The organism is Pseudomonas sp. H1_F01, assembly GCF_054681425.1.
Genome location: NZ_CP162823.1, coordinates 4,427,529 through 4,445,156 on the forward strand (window position 1 = coordinate 4,427,529; position 17,628 = coordinate 4,445,156).

Sequence of the window (17,628 nt, forward strand, 5' to 3'; positions counted from 1 at the left end):
CAATTGCATGCCCTCGATAGAATTTTCTGATTGAACCGGCGCCCCGTCCTCAAGTAAGCTCAGGGCCATTCATCGGAGACAGACCATGTTCAACGCCCTCTCACCGCTTCAAACCGCCAGCGCCCCGCGCTTGGTTGCGGCTGCCTGGGCGAACAGCGTGCAAACTCCGGTCAGCTTTTATTTTGGGTATTGGTTTAGCCACTGGCGCGCCTGATACCCAACCGGCGCCCATTTTAAACGGGTCGCCTTCCAGAGTTTTCCAAACCCCCGGTCGGCCTCCCGACCGGGGGTTTTGTTTTTTCAGGCCCCACACATTTGCAACACCAGACAACTTGAGGATTGAGCCATGAACTACGCCACTTATTACCGTTACGACAGTTTTTCCGCCTGGCGATTTACCAGCCACCGCTCGGGACAGCCTGCCGCCTCCGATCGGTCACCTACCGGTGGCAAGCCTCAATTGCGGGCCAATCCGGCCAATTGTCGAACACCCCACTAGGACCGGCGCGCGGGAATGAACCCGCTGCCCGTCCAGGAAGCCAGATCATGAATTCGTCCGTCTCCGCTTTGCCGCTGTCCACGCTCAACCCTGCCAACGAAGCCCTGACCCTGCGTCTGCCGAGCTCGTTGCAACTCAAGCACCAATTGCCGCTCAGCACCGCATTGAGCCATCAAGTGAGCGCTCATCGCCAGGCCATCCGCGCGATCCTCGACGGTGAGGACTCCCGCCTGCTGGTCATCGTCGGTCCCTGCTCGATCCACGACCCGAAATCCGCCCTCGAATACGCCGCCAACCTGGCTCGCGTGGCTCATGAAGTGCGCGACAGCATGCTGCTGGTCATGCGCGCCTACGTGGAAAAGCCCCGCACGACCGTAGGCTGGAAAGGCCTGGCCTACGATCCTGGCCTGGATGGCAGCGACGACATGGCCGCCGGCCTGACCTTGTCCCGGGAACTGATGCGCGAGATATTGCAGCTTGGCTTGCCTGTCGCCACCGAACTGCTGCAACCCATGGCCGCCAGCTACTTCGACGACCTGCTCAGTTGGGTGGCCATTGGTGCGCGCACCACTGAATCGCAGATCCACCGGGAAATGGCCAGCGGCCTGGGCATGCCCGTGGGGTTCAAGAACGGCACCGACGGCGGGGTCGGCATTGCCTGCGACGCCATGCGCTCTGCCGCCCACCCCCATCGGCATTTCGGCGTGGACAGCCAGGGGCATCCGGCGATCATCCAGACGCCGGGCAACCCCGACACCCACCTGGTGCTGCGCGGCGGTCATCGCGGGCCGAACTACGACCAGCAGAGCGTCACGCAGATACACCATGACCTGACCCGCCTCAAGATACCGGCCCGGATCATGGTGGACTGCAGCCACGCCAACAGCGGCAAAGACCCGCTGCGCCAACCGCAGGTGTTCAATGACGTGCTGGAGCAACGGCTGCAAGGAAACCGCTCCCTGATCGGCATGATGCTCGAAAGCCACCTGTTCGAAGGCTGCCAGCCGTTGGGCCCGTCGATGCGCTACGGCGTCTCGGTCACCGATGGTTGCCTGGGCTGGGAGTCTACCGAGCAGTTGTTGCGCGAAGCCCATCGCAAGCTGCAATTGCCAGCCTGAGGTCCCGAACCCACCTTCCCCTGGAACCAGGGGGCGGCGTGGGCCCCTTTGTGGGAGCGAGCTTGCTCGCGATAGCGTCAGTTCAGCCAGCATTAATGTTGCCTGAAACACTGTCATCGCGAGCAAGCTCGCTCCCACAGAGGTTGTGCCGGGCTTCGCTTAGCCTGGCGCACTGGAACGAACCTGGACCGTCACCCACTCGGAACGCTGGCTGACGTCATCCAGGCGCTCAACCTGATAGAACACGCCCACCGACCTGTCACCTTGATCCTGCCAATACGCCGCAGGAATCACAAAAACGAGCGGTTGGCCTGCCGTGGCCTCGGTGATTTCACGTTCACGGACATAAGACGAGTTCCCGTTGCATTGCAACCAGACCAGTTCGCCCGCCTCAAGCCCGGGATCATCGATGACAATCGTCACCCCCTCTTCTAAATCATCGACATCCAGCCACCCGTCGTTCATCTCCCGAATCCTGGGCGCCTTCAACGCAGGACGCTGTAGCGGACCGATGCGCAATGACAAGGGCTCGGCGCGGCGCACCGAATGTCCACGCCTGACGACATAGGCCAAGGCCAGGTTGTGTCCCACATGGGGAGCGATCAGCGAATGATCGATCCAGAGCGACACCTCACGACCAACCGCATGGGTTTCTATTTCCAGCACATCGCGCCAAAGCGCGTTGGAACCCTTGCTGGCCGTCAGGATCAACCGATCGCCAACCGCCATCCTGGCGTAGGGCCGAATGGTCAGCCACGTTCCGTCGGGCACCCGACTCGGATCAAGGCTGCCTCCGACCGCGTCGTTGGCAACGGCAGGCAGCAGTTGCGGTGATACATCGCCGATATCCAGTTGCAGGTGTTGCGAAACCAGGGTGGCCGGCAACTGTTTGCCCGTCACCTGGTAGGAAAGCTCCAGCGAGCCACCGTCCAACTCGGCAATATGCGGTTCGCGCACGACGAACACGACGTCTCGCCCTACTTGCCGCTCCGTGACGAACCCGACCACTTCATGTCGGTAAGACTCACCCTCGTTGTTGAGCCCATGCCAACGCAGCAGCACCTCATCCCCGCACGTCATCAGTGGATAAGGTTTGATGGTAACGACGGCCTTGCGCCAAGCGGGGTCGATCACCCCGTCCCGGGCCGCTGCCAGGATCGGTGGCGGCAGCCTTGTCCCTGAAGTTGAACGGGATCGTTGAAGAGAGGGGTAAGTGATCATGTACAGGCTCCAGTCCTTGGATGAAGGCACCGTTTGCATAACGGCGCTCGATGGGGCCATTAAAACCTGCTCGCGGCAAACCCACAGCCAGACAAGACAACAATGGCGGTGGTCCCTGGCGTTCAAAGCTGTAGCTGCAAACGACTCGGGTTATAGGAGAGCTCCTACACATGTAGCCACCGTCGGGGGATTTCCCATTCTTCCCACTTTTTCTATTCCGGTTTCCCCGGTTCAGCGCGGTTTTTTCCTACACCGTCCATTACGGGTCTGGATTAGAGTGAGGTCGCAAATTCACCGTGAACCTCTTCGAAAAAGGTACGAACATGCAACGGAATGCAACCACTCAATTTCCCATCCTGTTGGTCCATGGGTTGTTCGGGTTTGACAGGATCGGCGGTTTCGAACTTTTCCATGGCATCAAACAAGCCCTGCGCGCAGGCGGTGCCCGGGTGTTCATCCCGTACCTGTCGGCCACCCATTGCAACGAGGCCAGAGGCGAACAACTACTGGCGCAAATCGATCGGGTCCTGGCCGGCACCGGTGCGGCCCGGGTCAACCTGATCGGCCACAGCCAGGGTGCGCTGGCCGTTCGATATGCTGCCGCGCTGGCACCCGACAAAGTTGCCTCGGTCACGTCGGTCAGCGGCCCCAACCATGGTTCCGAACTGGCCGACTTCCTGCGCAAGGCCCTTACCCCCGGACGGTTGCCAGGGCATGTGGCACGAGACGTCGCCACGCTGTTCGCCGATTTCATCTCGCTGCTTGACGGGCAGGCGCAGCTATCGCCCACCGCCGTCGCCGCGCTGGCGACGTTGACCACTGAGGGCGTGGGCGCCTTCAACGACAAATACCCCCAGGGCCTGCCGAAGCACTGGGGTGGGAACGGCCCGGACCGAGTCAATGGCGTGCGCTACTACTCATGGAGCGGTACGTTGCCCGAGGCTACAGGGGAAGCATCGGAGCCTTTGCAGGGTTTCTGCCGCGCCTTTTCCGACTACTTCATCACCGAAGCCGAGCAGAACGACGGCCTGGTCGGACGCTTCAGTTCGCACCTGGGCAAGGTCATTCGCTCCGACTATCCAATGGACCACATGGAGGCCATCAATCCAGGAGTCGGCACATTACGCAAGGGTACAGACCCCACAGAGCTTTACCTGCGCCACGCCGAGCGCCTGCGCAAAGCCGGCCTTTGATCGCCGGCCCCAAGGTTTTGACGCAATTTTGACAACAACCCGTCAATGAATCCGGTAGGCTCAACACCTTTAAATACAGCGAAAGGAATTTCCCCCATGACCAAAGCCACTGCCCGCCACATCCTGGTTTCCACCGAAGACAAGTGCAACGAACTCAAGGCCCAGATCGAAGCCGGCGCCGATTTTGCCGAAGTTGCCAAGGCCAACTCCTCCTGCCCATCCAGCCGTCAGGGTGGCGACCTGGGTTCGTTCGGCCCGGGCCAGATGGTCAAGGAATTCGATACCGTGGTGTTCAGCGCCCCGATCAATGTGGTCCAGGGTCCGGTCAAGACTCAGTTCGGTTACCACCTGCTGGAAGTGACCAGCCGTCAGGACTGATGGCTCCTTGTGGGAGCAAGGCTTGCTCCCACAGGCCTTGCCCCCACAGATAAATCCCTTCGCCATAAGGACTGGCGATCCACGCGCCGCTCGCGTACAAATCGTGTCATCGATCACCCGGCTTTAAGGCTGACAATGCGACTGGCGTTCCCTTCCCTGCTATTGACTGCCGTGGTCCTGCTGACAGGCGCCGTCGGCGTCGATGCAGCACCGCAACATGCCCTGACCGTCTATGGCGAACCGGCCAAATATGCCGAAGGCTTCGGCCACTTCGCCTACACCAATCCCCAGGCCCCCAAAGGCGGGACCCTGCGCCGCTCGGCCGTCGAGATCGGTCACTTCGACCACATCCTGCCCTACATCGACAAAGGCATCGGCGTCAGCCAGATCGACGGGATGCTGTATTCGCCCCTGGCCCAGCGCTCGCTGGATGAACCCTATACCGTCTATGGCCTGGTAGCGCAGAAGATGGAGCGGGCCGACGATGGCCTGTCCCTGCGCTTCTACCTGAACCCCAAGGCGCGCTTCGCCGATGGCAAGCCCATTACCGCCGAGGACGTGCGCTACAGCTTCGAGCTGTTGATGACCCAGGGCAGCCTGCGCTATCGCACCCAGTTCGCGGCGGTCAAGGACGTCGTGGTCGAGGACGAGCGCACCGTGCGCTTCAACTTCAAGAACAATGAAAGCCGCACCCTGCCCCTGGACATCGCCACCTTGCCGGTCCTTCCCGAACATTGGTGGAAGACCCGCGATTTCGCCAACGGCGGTGGCTACGAGGCGCCACTGGGCAGCGGTCCATATAGGGTGAGCAAGGTCGATTCCGGGCGCAGCATTACCTTCGAGCGCAATGCCGATTGGTGGGGCAAGGACCTGCCAGTCAGTCGCGGCCTCTACAACTTCGACCACTTCAGCATCGAGTATTTTGGCGACACCGATGTGGCCCGCCAGGTGCTGCGCGGCGGCGCCTATGACTACAATCGCGAGTTCTCCGCCACCGGCTATGCCATCGGCTATGACAGCCCGGCCCTGCACGACGGTCGCCTGCAAAAGGCCCACCTGGCCACCGAGGCTCCCCAGACCGCCCAGGGTTTCGTCTTCAACCTGCAGAAACCGCAGTTCCAGGATCGTCGTGTGCGCCAGGCCCTGGCGATGCTCTGGGATTTCGAATGGAGCAATCGCCAGATGATGCGCAATGTCTATGTGCGTCAGCAGAGTTACTTTTCCAACACTGAACTCGCCGCTCGAGAACTGCCCGATACCGGCGAACGGGCGATCCTCGAGCCGTTGCGCGGACAGATTCCCGACGAAGTCTTCACTCAAGTCTTCCAGGCTCCGAAAACCGACGGCAGTGGCGTGATCCGCGACAAACAACTGCAAGCCCTGGCGTTGCTGGAACAGGCCGGCTGGAAACCGGACGGCGACCGCCTGGTGAATGCCGAGGGCGAGCCGCTGAGCTTCACGTTCCTGAACAGCCAGAACGGTATGGATCGCCTGTTGCTGCCCTACAAGCGCACCCTGGCGCAGATTGGCATCGACATGAGCATCCGGCGCATCGACGCGTCCCAATACGTCAATCGCCTGATGAGCCGTGACTACGACATGATCATCACCGGCTACCCGGTCAGCACCTCGCCGGGTCTGGAACTCTACAACTACTTTGGCTCGGCGGCGGCCAACGACCCGGGGGCCAACAACTACATGGCCCTGCAGAACCCGGCGGTGGATGCCCTGATCGACGGCCTGGTCAAGGCCACGACCAAAGCCGACATGCTCCACCACGCCCGTGCACTGGACCGGGTGCTGCAATGGAATTACTACTGGATCCCCAACTATTACCCGCCGGGCAGCTCGACCGTGTGGTGGAACCGCTTCGGCATCCCGAAGGTACAGGCCAGCAATGACGAAGCCATCGAGAGCTGGTGGGAAGTGAGCAGCACACCGTTGACCAACGAGCAGATGCGTGCCGAACTCATCAGGCGCGGCACACCCGGAGGGCGGCATTGATGTGGGCTTATATCGCAAGACGCCTGCTGCTGATCATTCCGACCCTGGTGATCATCCTGCTGGTGAACTTCGTCATCGTACAGGCCGCGCCGGGCGGGCCGGTGGAACAGGCCATCGCTCACCTGCAAGGCATCGGCGGCGCCAGCATTGGCAGTTCGGGCAACACCATGACCGGCAGTTCCCGCGCCAGCCGGGGGCTCGATCCACAGTTGATCAAGGACATCGAGAAACAATACGGCTTCGACAAACCGGCCCACGAACGCCTGTGGCTGATGCTCAGCAGCTACGCTCGCCTGGACTTCGGCAAGAGCTTCTTCCGCGGTGCCACGGTCACCGACCTGATCCTGGAAAAAATGCCGGTGACCATTTCCCTCGGTCTCTGGGCGACGCTGCTCACCTACCTGGTGTCGATTCCCCTGGGCATTCGCAAGGCCGTGCGTCACGGTTCCGCGTTCGATGTGTGGAGCAGCACGGCGATCATCATTGGCTATGCCATGCCGGCGTTCCTCTTCGCGATGTTCCTGATCGTGGTGTTCGCCGGCGGCACCTCGCTGAACTGGTTTCCGGTGCGCGGGCTGGTATCGGACAACTTCGAGTCGTTGTCGACGCTGGGCAAGATCGCCGATTACTTCTGGCACCTGGTGCTGCCGGTCACTTCGCTGGTGATCGGCGGCTTCGCCACCCTGACGATCCTGACCAAGAACTCGTTCCTCAATGAAATCACCCGCCAGTACGTGGTCACCGCGCGGGCCAAGGGCATGAGCGAACGCCGGGTGCTGTACGGCCACGTGTTCCGCAACGCGATGCTGCTGGTGGTATCGGGTATTCCCCAGGCGTTCATCAGCGTGTTCTTCGCCGGCTCCTTGCTGATCGAGGTGATTTTTTCCCTCGACGGCCTGGGACGCATGAGCTACGAGGCCGCGGTGTCCCGGGATTATCCGGTGGTGTTCGGTTCGCTGTTCATCTTCACGTTGTTCGGTCTGCTGATCAAACTCATCGGCGACCTCTGCTACACCCTGGTGGACCCGCGCATCGACTTCGCCGCGAGGAACGCCTGATGTTCAAGTTTTCCCCTTGGGCCGTCGGCGCTTCGAACGCTTCAAGAAAAACCGTCGGGGCTGGTGGTCGCTGTGGCTGTTCATCGGCCTGTTCATCCTGAGCCTGGGCGGCGAGCTGATCGCCAATGACAAGCCGCTGGTGGTCAGTTACCAGGGCTCGCTGTATTTCCCGGTGTTCAAGCGCCATACCGAACAGGAATTCGGTGGCCAACTGCCGTTCCAGGCCGACTACCGCAGCAGCTACGTGCAGAACCTGATCCACAAGGACGGCGGCTGGCTGTGGTTTCCACCGATTCCGTTCAGCGACGACACGCCCAACTACGACCTCAACCAGCCGGCCCCGAGCCCTCCCACATCGGTGAACTGGCTGGGCACCGATGACCAGTCGCGGGACGTGCTGGCCCGGGTGATCTTCGGCGCGCGAGTGTCGATCCTGTTCGCCCTGGCCCTGACCGCCATCAGCGCGCTGATCGGCATCGCCGCCGGTGCATTGCAGGGCTATTACGGTGGCTGGGTGGATTTGCTCGGGCAACGCTTGCTGGAAGTCTGGTCCGGGCTGCCGGTGCTCTACTTGCTGATCATCCTGTCCGGCTTCGTGGAGCCGAACTTCTGGTGGCTGCTGGGGATCATGGCGCTGTTTTCCTGGCTGGCCCTGGTGGACGTGGTCCGCGCCGAGTTCCTGCGCGGGCGCAACCTGGAATACGTGAAGGCCGCCCGAGCCCTGGGTTTGTCGGACCGCAAGGTGATTGTGCGGCATATCCTGCCCAACGCGATGAACGCCACCCTGAGCTACCTGCCCTTCATCCTCACCGGGGCAATCTCCACCCTCACCGCCCTGGACTTCCTCGGTTTCGGCATGCCGGCCGGCAGCGCGTCGCTGGGCGAATTGATTGCCCAGGGCAAGCAGAACCTGCAAGCGCCGTGGCTGGGGCTCACGGCGTTTTTCACCTTGGCGCTGATTCTTTCTCTACTGGTGTTTATCGGCGAAGCGTTGCGAGACGCGTTCGACCCACGATCATGAAACGGCCATGAAGCGGAACCTTGAGATGAGCGACAACCTGATCGAAATCCGCGACCTGAGCGTGGCCTTCAACGACCAGACGGTGGTGCGCAACCTGTGCCTGGACATCCGCCCCGGCGAATGCCTGGCCCTGGTGGGCGAGTCCGGCTCCGGCAAGTCAGTGACAGCCCACTCGATCCTGCAATTGCTGCCCGAGACAGAAGCCCGCACCACCGGCAGCATTCGCTATCGCGGCCAGGAACTGGTGAGCGCCGATACCACGGCCCTGCGGGAGCTGCGCGGCAACCGGATCGCCATGATCTTCCAGGAGCCGATGACCTCGCTGAACCCGCTGCACAGCGTCGAAAAGCAGATCGGCGAAACGCTGATGCTGCACAAGGGCCTGGGAGGCAAAGCCGCGCGCCAGCGCATTCTGGAGCTGCTGGCCCTGGTTGGCATTCAAAACCCCGTCGAGCGACTCAAGGCCTATCCCCATCAACTGTCCGGTGGCCAGCGGCAGCGGGTCATCATCGCCATGGCCCTGGCCTGCGAGCCGGAACTGTTGATTGCCGACGAACCGACCACTGCATTGGACGTGACCGTGCAGCGCAAGATTCTGCTGCTGCTCAAGTCGCTGCAGCAACGGCTTGGCATGTCCATGCTATTGATCAGCCACGACCTGAACCTGGTGCGCAGCATCGCCCAACGGGTGTGCGTGATGAAGGATGGAGAAATCGTCGAACAGGCGCCCTGCGAAACCCTCTTCAACGCGCCGAAACACCCCTACAGCTGTGAGCTGCTGCACGCCGAACCGGAAGGCGAAGCCCTGCCCCGGGACGAGCGCGAAGAGGTGCTGCAGGTACAGGACCTGCACGTCAGTTTCCCCCTGGGCGGCGGCCTGTTCCGGCGCAAGGAATACTTGCGCGCCGTGGATGGCATCAGCCTGTCCATCCAGCGCGGCAAGACCCTGGGCATCGTCGGCGAATCCGGTTCCGGCAAGTCCACGCTCGGCCAGGCGATCCTGAGGTTGATCGAATCCGAAGGCAGCATTCACTTCCAGGGCCAGGCCCTCGATCAGCTGTCGCAAAAAGCATTGCAGCCGTGGCGCAAGCAGATGCAGGTGGTGTTCCAGGACCCGTTCGGCAGCCTCAGCCCGCGCATGTCGGTGCAGCAGATCATCAGCGAGGGCCTCGAGGTCCACCAGCCTTCCAGCCCCGAACAGTGTGAAGCCCGGGTGATCCAGGCCCTCAAGGAGGTCGGCCTCGACCCTTCGACCCGTCATCGCTACCCCCATGAGTTCTCCGGCGGCCAGCGCCAGCGCATCGCCATTGCCCGGGCCCTGGTGCTCAAGCCTGCGTTGATTCTGCTGGACGAACCCACCTCGGCACTGGACCGCACCGTGCAGAAACAAGTCGTCGCCCTGCTCCGTCAGCTCCAGGAGAAGTACGACTTGACCTACCTGTTCATCAGCCACGACCTGGCGGTGATCCGTGCCTTGGCCCATGACATGATCGTGATCAAGGACGGCAAAGTGGTCGAGCAAGGCGCCAGCCATGACGTGTTCGACTCGCCCCAGCATCCTTATACCAAGGAGTTGTTGGCGGCGGCGCATTCGGGGTGGGCATAATGCGGCGCATGACGTAGCTTCGTGTCGCCCTCATCGCGAGCAAGCTCGCTCCCACAGTGGTCTGCGTCGCACTGAAGATCAACTGTGGGAGCGAGCTTGCTCGCGATGAGGACCTGACAGGCAACACACAATCCGGACCCGACCATGAACCCCACCGAAAGCCTCAAGGATTACAAGCGCGTGCGCACGCTGGCGATCCGTTCGTTGTTCGAGATCATCGAGCAGTCCAGCGAAGGCACGGTGATTGTCGACCGTGACGCGAACATCGTCTGGATGAACGAACGCTACGCCCGCCGCTTCGGCCTGAACTCGGCGCAGGAGGCGATTGGCCGGGCGTGCGAGAGCGTGATTCCCGGCAGCCTGTTGCGTGAAGTGGTGCGCACCGGGCGCCCGATCCTGCTGGACATGCAGGACACGCCCAAGGAGCCCCTGGTGGTGATGCGCCTGCCGATCCACGACAGCGCGGGCGCGGTGATCGGCGCCATCGGCTTTGCCTTGTTCGATGAGTTACGCAGCCTGTCCCCGATGCTCAAGCGCTACCTGAGCATGCAGGAAGAACTGGCCTCCACCCGCTCGCTGCTGCGGGCGCGGCAGACCAAGTACAACTTTGCCCATTTCATTGGCACCAGCAACGCCGGCCTTGAGGTCAAGCGCCGTGCCCGGCGCAGCGCCAGCGCCGATTCGCCAGTGCTGCTGCTCGGCGAAACGGGCACCGGCAAGGAACTGCTGGCCCAGGCCATCCACAGTGCTTCGCCGCGCGCCCACAAGGCGTTCGTCAGCATCAACAGCGCGGCGATTCCTGAATCGCTGCTGGAAGCCGAATTCTTCGGCACCGCACCAGGGGCGTTTACCGGGGCCGACCGCAAGGGCCGCGCCGGCAAACTGCAGATCGCCCAAGGCGGTACGCTGTTCCTCGACGAGATCGGCGACATGCCGTTGCCGCTGCAAAGCAAACTGCTGCGAGTGCTCCAGGAAAAGGAATACGAACCGGTGGGCTCCAATGAGGTACTGCAAAGCGACGTGCGAATCATCGCCGCCACGTCCATGGACCTGGAAGCGGCGATCAAGCGCGGAGAGTTTCGCGCCGACCTGTACTACCGCCTCAACGTGCTGCCGATCCAGGTCCCGCCGTTGCGCGAACGCCTGGATGATTTGCCGGCCCTGAGCGAAGCGATCCTTGAAGAACTGCGCAGCCAGCACGAACTGAACCCCGCCGCCCTCGACCTGCTGCGGCAACACGCCTGGCCGGGCAACATCCGCGAACTGCGCAACGTGCTGGAACGGGCCGCGCTGCTCAGCGATGATCTGGTGCTCACGGCGGCGGACATCCGCGCCGCCATCGGCACGTTCATACCGGTAACCCACACGGCAAGCCCAAGCCTGGAACCGTTGCCGCAAGAAACTTTCAGCCAGGCCCGGGCACGCTTCGACCGGCAGTTGATCGAAACCACCCTCGCGCAATGCGGGGGCAAAGTGGTTGAAGCGGCCGAGCGGTTGGGGCTGGGGAGGTCGACGTTGTACAAGAAGATGGTGGCGTTGGGGATTGCGGAGTCTCAATAAAGAGACTTTATTCTCAAAATATAGACCTATGGTTTTGGAGCGCTTTGCGCTCATCGCGAGCAAGCTCGCTCCCACAGGGGGACTGGGTTCTCCTGAAATACGCGGCCAACTGTGGGAGCGAGCTTGCTCGCGATGAGGCCTGCACACCCCACACAAATCTAAAAACAGAGACAAACCTCTCATTCCCGCCCTACAACCCCAAACAATTTCCTTATATTTCAGTCGGTTACACACCTGGCACAAAACTCGCTAAAGCCCTCCCCACAGCTTCACCACAACAATAACAATCCAGGAGACACACCATGAGTGTGATCATTGCCTTGGCAGCCCTCACGCTGCTGATGGTCGCCGCCTACCGTGGCTACAGCGTTATCCTCTTTGCCCCCATTGCCGCCCTCGGCGCCGTCCTGCTCACCGACCCGTCCGCCGTCGCTCCCGCCTTCACCGGGGTGTTCATGGAAAAAATGGTCGGCTTCATCAAACTGTATTTCCCGGTGTTCCTGCTCGGCGCGGTGTTCGGCAAGCTGATCGAACTGTCGGGGTTCTCCCGCTCCATCGTCGCCGCGGCGATTCGCTTGCTGGGGACGCGCCAGGCCATGCTGGTAATCGTGCTGGTCTGTGCCTTGCTGACCTATGGCGGCGTGTCGCTGTTCGTCGTGGTGTTCGCGGTGTACCCGTTCGCCGCCGAGATGTTTCGCCAGAGTAATATCCCCAAGCGCCTGATCCCGGCCACCATCGCCCTCGGCGCGTTCTCGTTCACCATGGACGCCCTGCCCGGCACGCCGCAGATCCAGAACATCATCCCCAGCACGTTCTTCAACACCACTGCCTGGGCCGCACCGTGGCTGGGCGTGATCGGCACGCTCTTCGTGTTCAGCCTCGGCATGCTGTTCCTGCAACGCCAGCGTAACAAGGCCCAGCGCACGGGCGAAGGCTACGGCACCGAGTTGCGCAACGAGCCGGAAACCGCTGAAGACATCAAGCTGCCGAACCCCTGGATCGCCGTTTCGCCACTGTTGGCGGTAGGGCTCATGAACCTGTTGTTCACCCAGTGGATTCCCCAGTGGTATGGCAAGACCCACAGCCTGGCGCTGCCGGGCATGGCGACGCCAGTGACCAGCGACATCGCCAAGCTCACCGCGATCTGGGCGGTGCAGGCGGCGTTGCTGGTGGGCATCATCATGGTCTTGCTGTTCGGTTTCCGCGCCATTCGCAGCAAACTCGCCGAAGGCAGCAAGAGCGCCGTGGGCGGCGCCTTATTGGCGGCGATGAACACCGCTTCGGAATACGGCTTCGGCGCGGTCATCGCATCCTTGCCGGGCTTCCTGGTACTGGCCGACTGGCTCAAGAGCATTCCCAACCCACTGGTCAACGAAGCGGTGACCGTCACGCTGCTGGCGGGCATCACCGGCTCCGCCTCGGGAGGCATGAGCATCGCTTTGGCGGCGATGTCCGAAACCTTTATCAGCGCCGCACACGCCGCCAACATTCCCCTGGAAGTGCTACACCGGGTAGCCGCCATGGCCAGCGGCGGCATGGACACCCTGCCCCACAACGGCGCGGTGATTACCCTGCTGGCGGTAACCGGGCTGACCCACCGCGAAGCCTACAAAGACATTTTCTGCATTACGCTGATCAAGACCCTCGCGGTCTTCGTGGTGATCGGTGTGTTCTACGCCACTGGCATTGTGTGAGGTTCCCATGACAACCACTCTTTCGGGCAAGACGGCCCTGGTCACCGGTTCTACCAGCGGCATCGGCCTGGGCATCGCCTTGAGCCTGGCCAAGGCCGGGGCCAACCTGATCCTCAACGGTTTTGGCGACGCCTCGGCGGTGATCGCCGAGGTGAAACAGTTCGGCGGCCAGGTCGGTCATCATCCGGCCGACGTCAGCGACCCGGCGCAGATCGCCGATATGCTCGCCTACGCCGAACGCGAGTTCGGCGGCGCGGACATCCTGGTGAACAACGCCGGGATCCAGCACGTGGCCGCCGTGGAGGATTTCCCGGTGGAGCGCTGGGACTCGATCATCGCCATAAACCTGTCCTCGGTGTTCCACGCCACCCGCCTGAGCCTGCCGGGCATGCGCGCCAAGGGCTGGGGGCGGATTATCAACGTCGCCTCGGTGCATGGCCAGGTCGGCTCGGTGGGCAAGGCGGCGTATGTCGCGGCCAAGCATGGGGTGATCGGCCTGACCAAAGTGGTCGGCCTGGAAACCGCCACCAGCAACGTGACCTGCAACGCCATCTGCCCGGGCTGGGTGCTGACGCCGCTGGTGCAAAAACAGATCGATGATCGCATTGCCGCCGGCGTCGATCCGCAACAGGCACAGCACGATCTGTTGGCCGAGAAACAGCCGTCCCTGGAATTCGTCACCCCGACGCAACTGGGGGAGCTGGTGCTGTTCCTGTGCAGCGAAGCCGGCAGCCAGGTGCGCGGCGCGGCGTGGAATATCGATGGTGGGTGGTTGGCTCAATAACCCTCTCTACTGGATACTGATCGTTCCCACGCTCTGCGTGGGAATGCAGACAGGGACGCTCTGCGTCCCAAGAACGGAACGCGGAGCGTCCCCAGAGGCATTCCCACGCAGAGCGTAGGAACGATCGTCAGGCCCGACAAAAGAACAAGAGGCACCCCATGTCCGACATCCTCTGGCAACCCAGCCCCGAACGCATCGCCCAGTCGCGCATGAACGCCTTTCGCCAGTTCGTCAACGCGCGACATCACCTGCAACTGCACGACTACCCGACCCTGCACGCCTGGAGCATCGACCAGCGCGAAGCCTTCTGGCAGGCCATTGTCGATTTCTTCGAGATTCGCTTTCATCAAGCGCCCGACGCGGTATTGGTGGAAGGTTCGCAAATGCCCAGCGCCCAGTGGTTCCCTGGCGCCACGTTGAACTTCGCCGAACACCTGCTGCGCCGCCGCGATGACGCCGTCGCGGTGGTGGCGCTCGACGAAAACGGCGGCCAGGAACAACTGACCTGGGCCGAACTCGCCGCCCATGTCGCCGGCCTGCAAACAAGCCTCAAAGCCGCCGGCGTCACCCAGGGCGATCGAGTCGCCGCTTGCATGCCCAACACTTGGCAGACCCTGGTCGGCATGCTCGCCACCACCAGCCTGGGCGCTATCTGGTCGTGCTCGTCACCGGACTTCGGTACCCAGGGCGTCATCGACCGGTTCGGCCAGATCGAGCCCAAAGTGTTGATCACCTGCGCGGGTTATCGCTATGCCGGGAAAATCATCGACCAGCGAGCCAAGGTCAACGAAATCCTTGAACGATTGCCGTCATTGCAGCAATTGATCGTACTGCCTTATGCCCAGCCTGACGCCCGCGTCGAGGACTTCAAGACCACGGCCGCTGTCGCGCTGTGGAACGACTTTTATCAAAGCGGTGGCGAACCGGCGTTCGTCAGCGTGCCCTTCGATCACCCGCTGTACATCCTGTATTCCAGCGGCACCACCGGCGTGCCGAAGTGCATCGTCCATGGCACCGGTGGCGTGCTACTGCAACACGTCAAGGAACATGGCCTGCACGTCGACCTCGGGCCCGATGATCGGCTGTTCTACTACACGACCTGCGGTTGGATGATGTGGAACTGGCTGGTGTCGGCCCTCGCCGTGGGCAGCACGGTGGTGCTCTACGATGGTTCGCCGTTCCACCCCGGCCCCGAGCGCTTGCTGGACCTGATCGATCAGCAGCGCATCAGCGTATTCGGCACCAGCCCCAAATTCCTCGCCGCCCTGGAAAGCGAGGGCCTCAAGCCCCGTCAGACGCACCGTTTGGACAGCCTGAAAACCCTGCTCTCCACCGGTTCGGCACTGGCGCCCCATAGCTACGATTACGTGTACCGCGACATCAAGGCCGATGTCTGCCTGGCCTCGATGTCCGGTGGCACCGACATTGTGTCCTGCTTCGTCAACGGCAACCCACTGTCACCGGTGCGCCGGGGCGAGATGCAGGGCAAGAGCCTGGGCATGGCCGTGCAGGTCTGGAACGAGACCGGCAACCCGGTCATTGGTGAAAAAGGTGAGTTGGTGTGCATCCGCGCTTTCCCGGCGATGCCCATTGGCTTGTGGAACGACCCTCGGCAGGAAAAACTCCACGCCTCCTACTTCGCCCAGTTTCCCGGCGTGTGGGCCCAAGGTGACTACGCCGAAGAACTGCCCCACGGCGGTTTCCTGATCCACGGACGCTCCGACGCCGTGCTCAACCCCGGCGGTGTGCGCATCGGCACGGCGGAAATCTATCGGCAGGTGGAAAAAGTCGAGCAAGTGCTGGACTGCGTCGCCATCGGCCAGCAATGGCAGGGCGATGTCCGGGTGGTGCTGTTCGTGCGCCTGCGCGATGGCGTGACACTGGATGAAGCACTGGAGCAACGGATCCGCCAGGTCATCCGGGCCAACACCACCCCGCGTCATGTGCCGGCGAAGATCCTCGCGGTCAGTGATATTCCGCGAACCATCAGCGGCAAGGTGGTGGAGCTGGCGGTGCGCAATGTGGTGCATGGCGAGGTGGTGAAGAACACCGATGCCTTGGCCAACCCCGGGGCTTTGGAGCAGTTTCGGGATCGGCCGGAGCTGGCTACTTGAACTGAGCAGGCCTCAGACCTGTGGGGAGCAAAAACACTTGTGGGAGCCAGGTCTGTGGGAGCAAAGCTTGCTCGCGATACAGGCAACGCGGTTTTTCAGACCTACCGCGTCATCGTTCATCGCGAGCAAGCTTTGCTCCCACAGGCTCATCACAGGCTTTGCTTCCACAAGTGTTGTTCCCACAGAAGTACTCAATCCACCAGCCCCCACTCTCCCGCCGCCGGATCGGCCGGTGGCGCCGCCGCCCCCGACTCGCTATGCAACTTCAAACGCAACCGCAGGTTGTTCGCCGAGTCGGCATTTTTCAGCGCTTCTTCCTCATCGATGGCGCCTTCGACCACCAGGTTGAACAGCGCCTGATCGAAGGTTTGCATCCCCAGTTCCTCTGACTTTTCCATGATGCCCTTGAGCTCGCCGAGCTCGTTGCGCCGGATCAGGTCGGCCACCGTGGGCGAGCCCAGCATGACCTCCACCGCCGCTCGCCGCTGGCCGGTGCGGGTGCGCACCAGGCGCTGGGAGACGAACGCCTTGAGGTTGTTGCCCAGGTCATTGAGCAACTGCGGCCGACGCTCTTCCGGAAAGAAATTGATCACCCGGTCCAGGGCCTGGTTGGCGTTATGGGCATGCAAGGTGGAAATCACCAGATGCCCGGTGTCGGCAAACGCCAGGGCATGTTCCATGGTTTCCCGGTCGCGAATTTCGCCGATCAGCACCACGTCAGGCGCCTGGCGCAGGGTGTTTTTCAGGGCTGCATGGAAACTGCGGGTGTCGACACCGACTTCCCGTTGATTGATGATGGATTTCTTGTGCCGATGGATATACTCCACCGGGTCCTCGATGGTGATGATGTGGCCGCTGCTGTTGCGATTGCGGTAATCGATCAGCGCCGCCAGGGAGGTCGACTTGCCCGAGCCTGTGGCGCCGACGAACAGCATCAACCCCTGTTTCTGCATGATGGTGTCCAAAAGCACCCGAGGCAGTTTCAGGTCTTCGAAGCGCGGAATGTCCAGCTTGACGTTGCGTATCACCATGGACACGTCATTGCGCTGCTTGAAGATATTGACCCGGAACCGCCCGACACCAGCCAGGGAGATCGCCAGGTTCATTTCCAACTCCCGATCGAACTCAAGACGCTGTTCGGCGTCCATGAGAGACTCGGCGAGCCTGGCAATGTCACCGACCTTGAACGCCTCGTTCCCCAAGGGCTTGATCACGCCCTCGAAACGCGCGCACGGTGGCGCACCCGTGGACATGTAAAGGTCGGAACCATTCTGGCTCGCCAGGATTCGCAACAACGGATCGATTTCCATGGACTGAAACTTCCGCGAGACGTCAATGAAACAAGCTGAGCCGAACATGAAACCCTTCAGACCCACCC

At 62.0% G+C, this 17,628-nt stretch carries 14 protein-coding genes; 12 read left to right on the top strand and 2 right to left on the bottom strand.

Annotated elements, in window-relative coordinates; genetic code table 11:
• Positions 1-346 precede the first annotated feature (346 nt).
• Together AB4O09_RS19935 and AB4O09_RS19940 are read left to right on the top strand one after the other, a co-directional pair.
• A complete protein-coding gene (locus AB4O09_RS19935; RefSeq protein WP_003200270.1) occupies positions 347-499 on the top strand; it encodes a hypothetical protein in 153 nt (50 codons plus the stop codon).
• A 47-nt stretch (positions 500-546) separates the two neighbouring features.
• On the top strand, positions 547-1,617 hold the full coding sequence (locus tag AB4O09_RS19940) for a 3-deoxy-7-phosphoheptulonate synthase (RefSeq protein WP_013692722.1): 1,071 nt from the start codon (positions 547-549) through the stop codon (positions 1,615-1,617).
• 159 nt (positions 1,618-1,776) lie between these two features.
• Here AB4O09_RS19940 and AB4O09_RS19945 read toward each other — a convergent pair whose 3' ends face one another.
• The gene (locus tag AB4O09_RS19945) at positions 1,777-2,838 is read right to left on the bottom strand and encodes a hypothetical protein (protein ID WP_237141019.1); all 1,062 of its coding nucleotides are present in this window, start codon (positions 2,836-2,838) and stop codon (positions 1,777-1,779) included.
• A gap of 323 nt (positions 2,839-3,161) precedes the next feature.
• Here AB4O09_RS19945 and AB4O09_RS19950 point away from each other — a divergent pair, with 323 nt between their 5' ends.
• The 10 genes from AB4O09_RS19950 (at position 3,162) to AB4O09_RS19995 (ending at position 16,250) form a co-directional block, all read left to right on the top strand.
• The gene (locus AB4O09_RS19950) at positions 3,162-4,031 is read left to right on the top strand and encodes an esterase/lipase family protein (protein ID WP_028236632.1); all 870 of its coding nucleotides are present in this window, start codon (positions 3,162-3,164) and stop codon (positions 4,029-4,031) included.
• Positions 4,032-4,127: 96 nt separating this feature from the next.
• Complete coding sequence (locus AB4O09_RS19955) at positions 4,128-4,409, top strand: peptidylprolyl isomerase (protein ID WP_460107382.1); 282 nt, start codon at positions 4,128-4,130, stop codon at positions 4,407-4,409.
• A 135-nt stretch (positions 4,410-4,544) separates the two neighbouring features.
• Positions 4,545-6,413 carry an extracellular solute-binding protein gene (locus AB4O09_RS19960; RefSeq protein ID WP_003200260.1) on the top strand — a complete coding sequence of 623 codons (1,869 nt, stop codon included), beginning with the start codon at positions 4,545-4,547 and terminating at the stop codon, positions 6,411-6,413.
• Positions 6,413-7,471, top strand: a complete 1,059-nt coding sequence (locus tag AB4O09_RS19965; RefSeq protein ID WP_003200258.1) for a microcin C ABC transporter permease YejB — start codon at positions 6,413-6,415, stop codon at positions 7,469-7,471. The genes AB4O09_RS19960 and AB4O09_RS19965 overlap by 1 nt, the downstream gene beginning before the upstream one ends.
• A 16-nt stretch (positions 7,472-7,487) precedes the next feature.
• On the top strand, positions 7,488-8,492 hold the full coding sequence (locus tag AB4O09_RS19970) for an ABC transporter permease (RefSeq protein WP_460107384.1): 1,005 nt from the start codon (positions 7,488-7,490) through the stop codon (positions 8,490-8,492).
• 25 nt (positions 8,493-8,517) lie between these two features.
• Positions 8,518-10,098, top strand: a complete 1,581-nt coding sequence (locus AB4O09_RS19975) for an ABC transporter ATP-binding protein (protein WP_460108436.1) — start codon at positions 8,518-8,520, stop codon at positions 10,096-10,098.
• 144 nt (positions 10,099-10,242) lie between these two features.
• Positions 10,243-11,658: a sigma-54 interaction domain-containing protein gene (locus AB4O09_RS19980; RefSeq protein WP_003200252.1), complete on the top strand. Its 1,416-nt coding sequence runs from the start codon at positions 10,243-10,245 to the stop codon at positions 11,656-11,658.
• A gap of 302 nt (positions 11,659-11,960) precedes the next feature.
• Positions 11,961-13,352: a GntP family permease gene (locus AB4O09_RS19985; protein WP_003200250.1), complete on the top strand. Its 1,392-nt coding sequence runs from the start codon at positions 11,961-11,963 to the stop codon at positions 13,350-13,352.
• Between the two features lie 7 nt (positions 13,353-13,359).
• Complete coding sequence (locus AB4O09_RS19990; RefSeq protein WP_460107386.1) at positions 13,360-14,136, top strand: 3-hydroxybutyrate dehydrogenase; 777 nt, start codon at positions 13,360-13,362, stop codon at positions 14,134-14,136.
• A 158-nt stretch (positions 14,137-14,294) separates the two neighbouring features.
• Positions 14,295-16,250 carry an acetoacetate--CoA ligase gene (locus AB4O09_RS19995; protein ID WP_114731054.1) on the top strand — a complete coding sequence of 652 codons (1,956 nt, stop codon included), beginning with the start codon at positions 14,295-14,297 and terminating at the stop codon, positions 16,248-16,250.
• Between the two features lie 191 nt (positions 16,251-16,441).
• Here the strand turns inward: AB4O09_RS19995 and AB4O09_RS20000 are convergent, their stop codons facing one another.
• Positions 16,442-17,560, bottom strand: coding sequence for a PilT/PilU family type 4a pilus ATPase (locus AB4O09_RS20000; RefSeq protein WP_003200243.1), 1,119 nt, complete (start codon positions 17,558-17,560; stop codon positions 16,442-16,444).
• Between the last annotated feature and the right edge of the window lie 68 nt (positions 17,561-17,628).

What these genes read in the sequence shown, in the direction of transcription:
- AB4O09_RS19940 (WP_013692722.1), top strand. Translation starts at nt 547, where the DNA reads ATGAATTCGTCCGTCTCCGCTTTGCCGCTGTCCACGCTCAACCCTGCC.
- AB4O09_RS19935 (WP_003200270.1), top strand. Translation starts at nt 347, where the DNA reads ATGAACTACGCCACTTATTACCGTTACGACAGTTTTTCCGCCTGGCGA.
- AB4O09_RS19965 (WP_003200258.1), top strand. Translation starts at nt 6,413, where the DNA reads ATGTGGGCTTATATCGCAAGACGCCTGCTGCTGATCATTCCGACCCTG.
- AB4O09_RS19945 (WP_237141019.1), bottom strand. Translation starts at nt 2,838, where the DNA reads ATGATCACTTACCCCTCTCTTCAACGATCCCGTTCAACTTCAGGGACA.
- AB4O09_RS19985 (WP_003200250.1), top strand. Translation starts at nt 11,961, where the DNA reads ATGAGTGTGATCATTGCCTTGGCAGCCCTCACGCTGCTGATGGTCGCC.
- AB4O09_RS19990 (WP_460107386.1), top strand. Translation starts at nt 13,360, where the DNA reads ATGACAACCACTCTTTCGGGCAAGACGGCCCTGGTCACCGGTTCTACC.
- AB4O09_RS19995 (WP_114731054.1), top strand. Translation starts at nt 14,295, where the DNA reads ATGTCCGACATCCTCTGGCAACCCAGCCCCGAACGCATCGCCCAGTCG.
- AB4O09_RS19955 (WP_460107382.1), top strand. Translation starts at nt 4,128, where the DNA reads ATGACCAAAGCCACTGCCCGCCACATCCTGGTTTCCACCGAAGACAAG.
- AB4O09_RS19950 (WP_028236632.1), top strand. Translation starts at nt 3,162, where the DNA reads ATGCAACGGAATGCAACCACTCAATTTCCCATCCTGTTGGTCCATGGG.
- AB4O09_RS19975 (WP_460108436.1), top strand. Translation starts at nt 8,518, where the DNA reads ATGAGCGACAACCTGATCGAAATCCGCGACCTGAGCGTGGCCTTCAAC.
- AB4O09_RS20000 (WP_003200243.1), bottom strand. Translation starts at nt 17,560, where the DNA reads ATGGAAATCGATCCGTTGTTGCGAATCCTGGCGAGCCAGAATGGTTCC.
- AB4O09_RS19980 (WP_003200252.1), top strand. Translation starts at nt 10,243, where the DNA reads ATGAACCCCACCGAAAGCCTCAAGGATTACAAGCGCGTGCGCACGCTG.
- AB4O09_RS19960 (WP_003200260.1), top strand. Translation starts at nt 4,545, where the DNA reads ATGCGACTGGCGTTCCCTTCCCTGCTATTGACTGCCGTGGTCCTGCTG.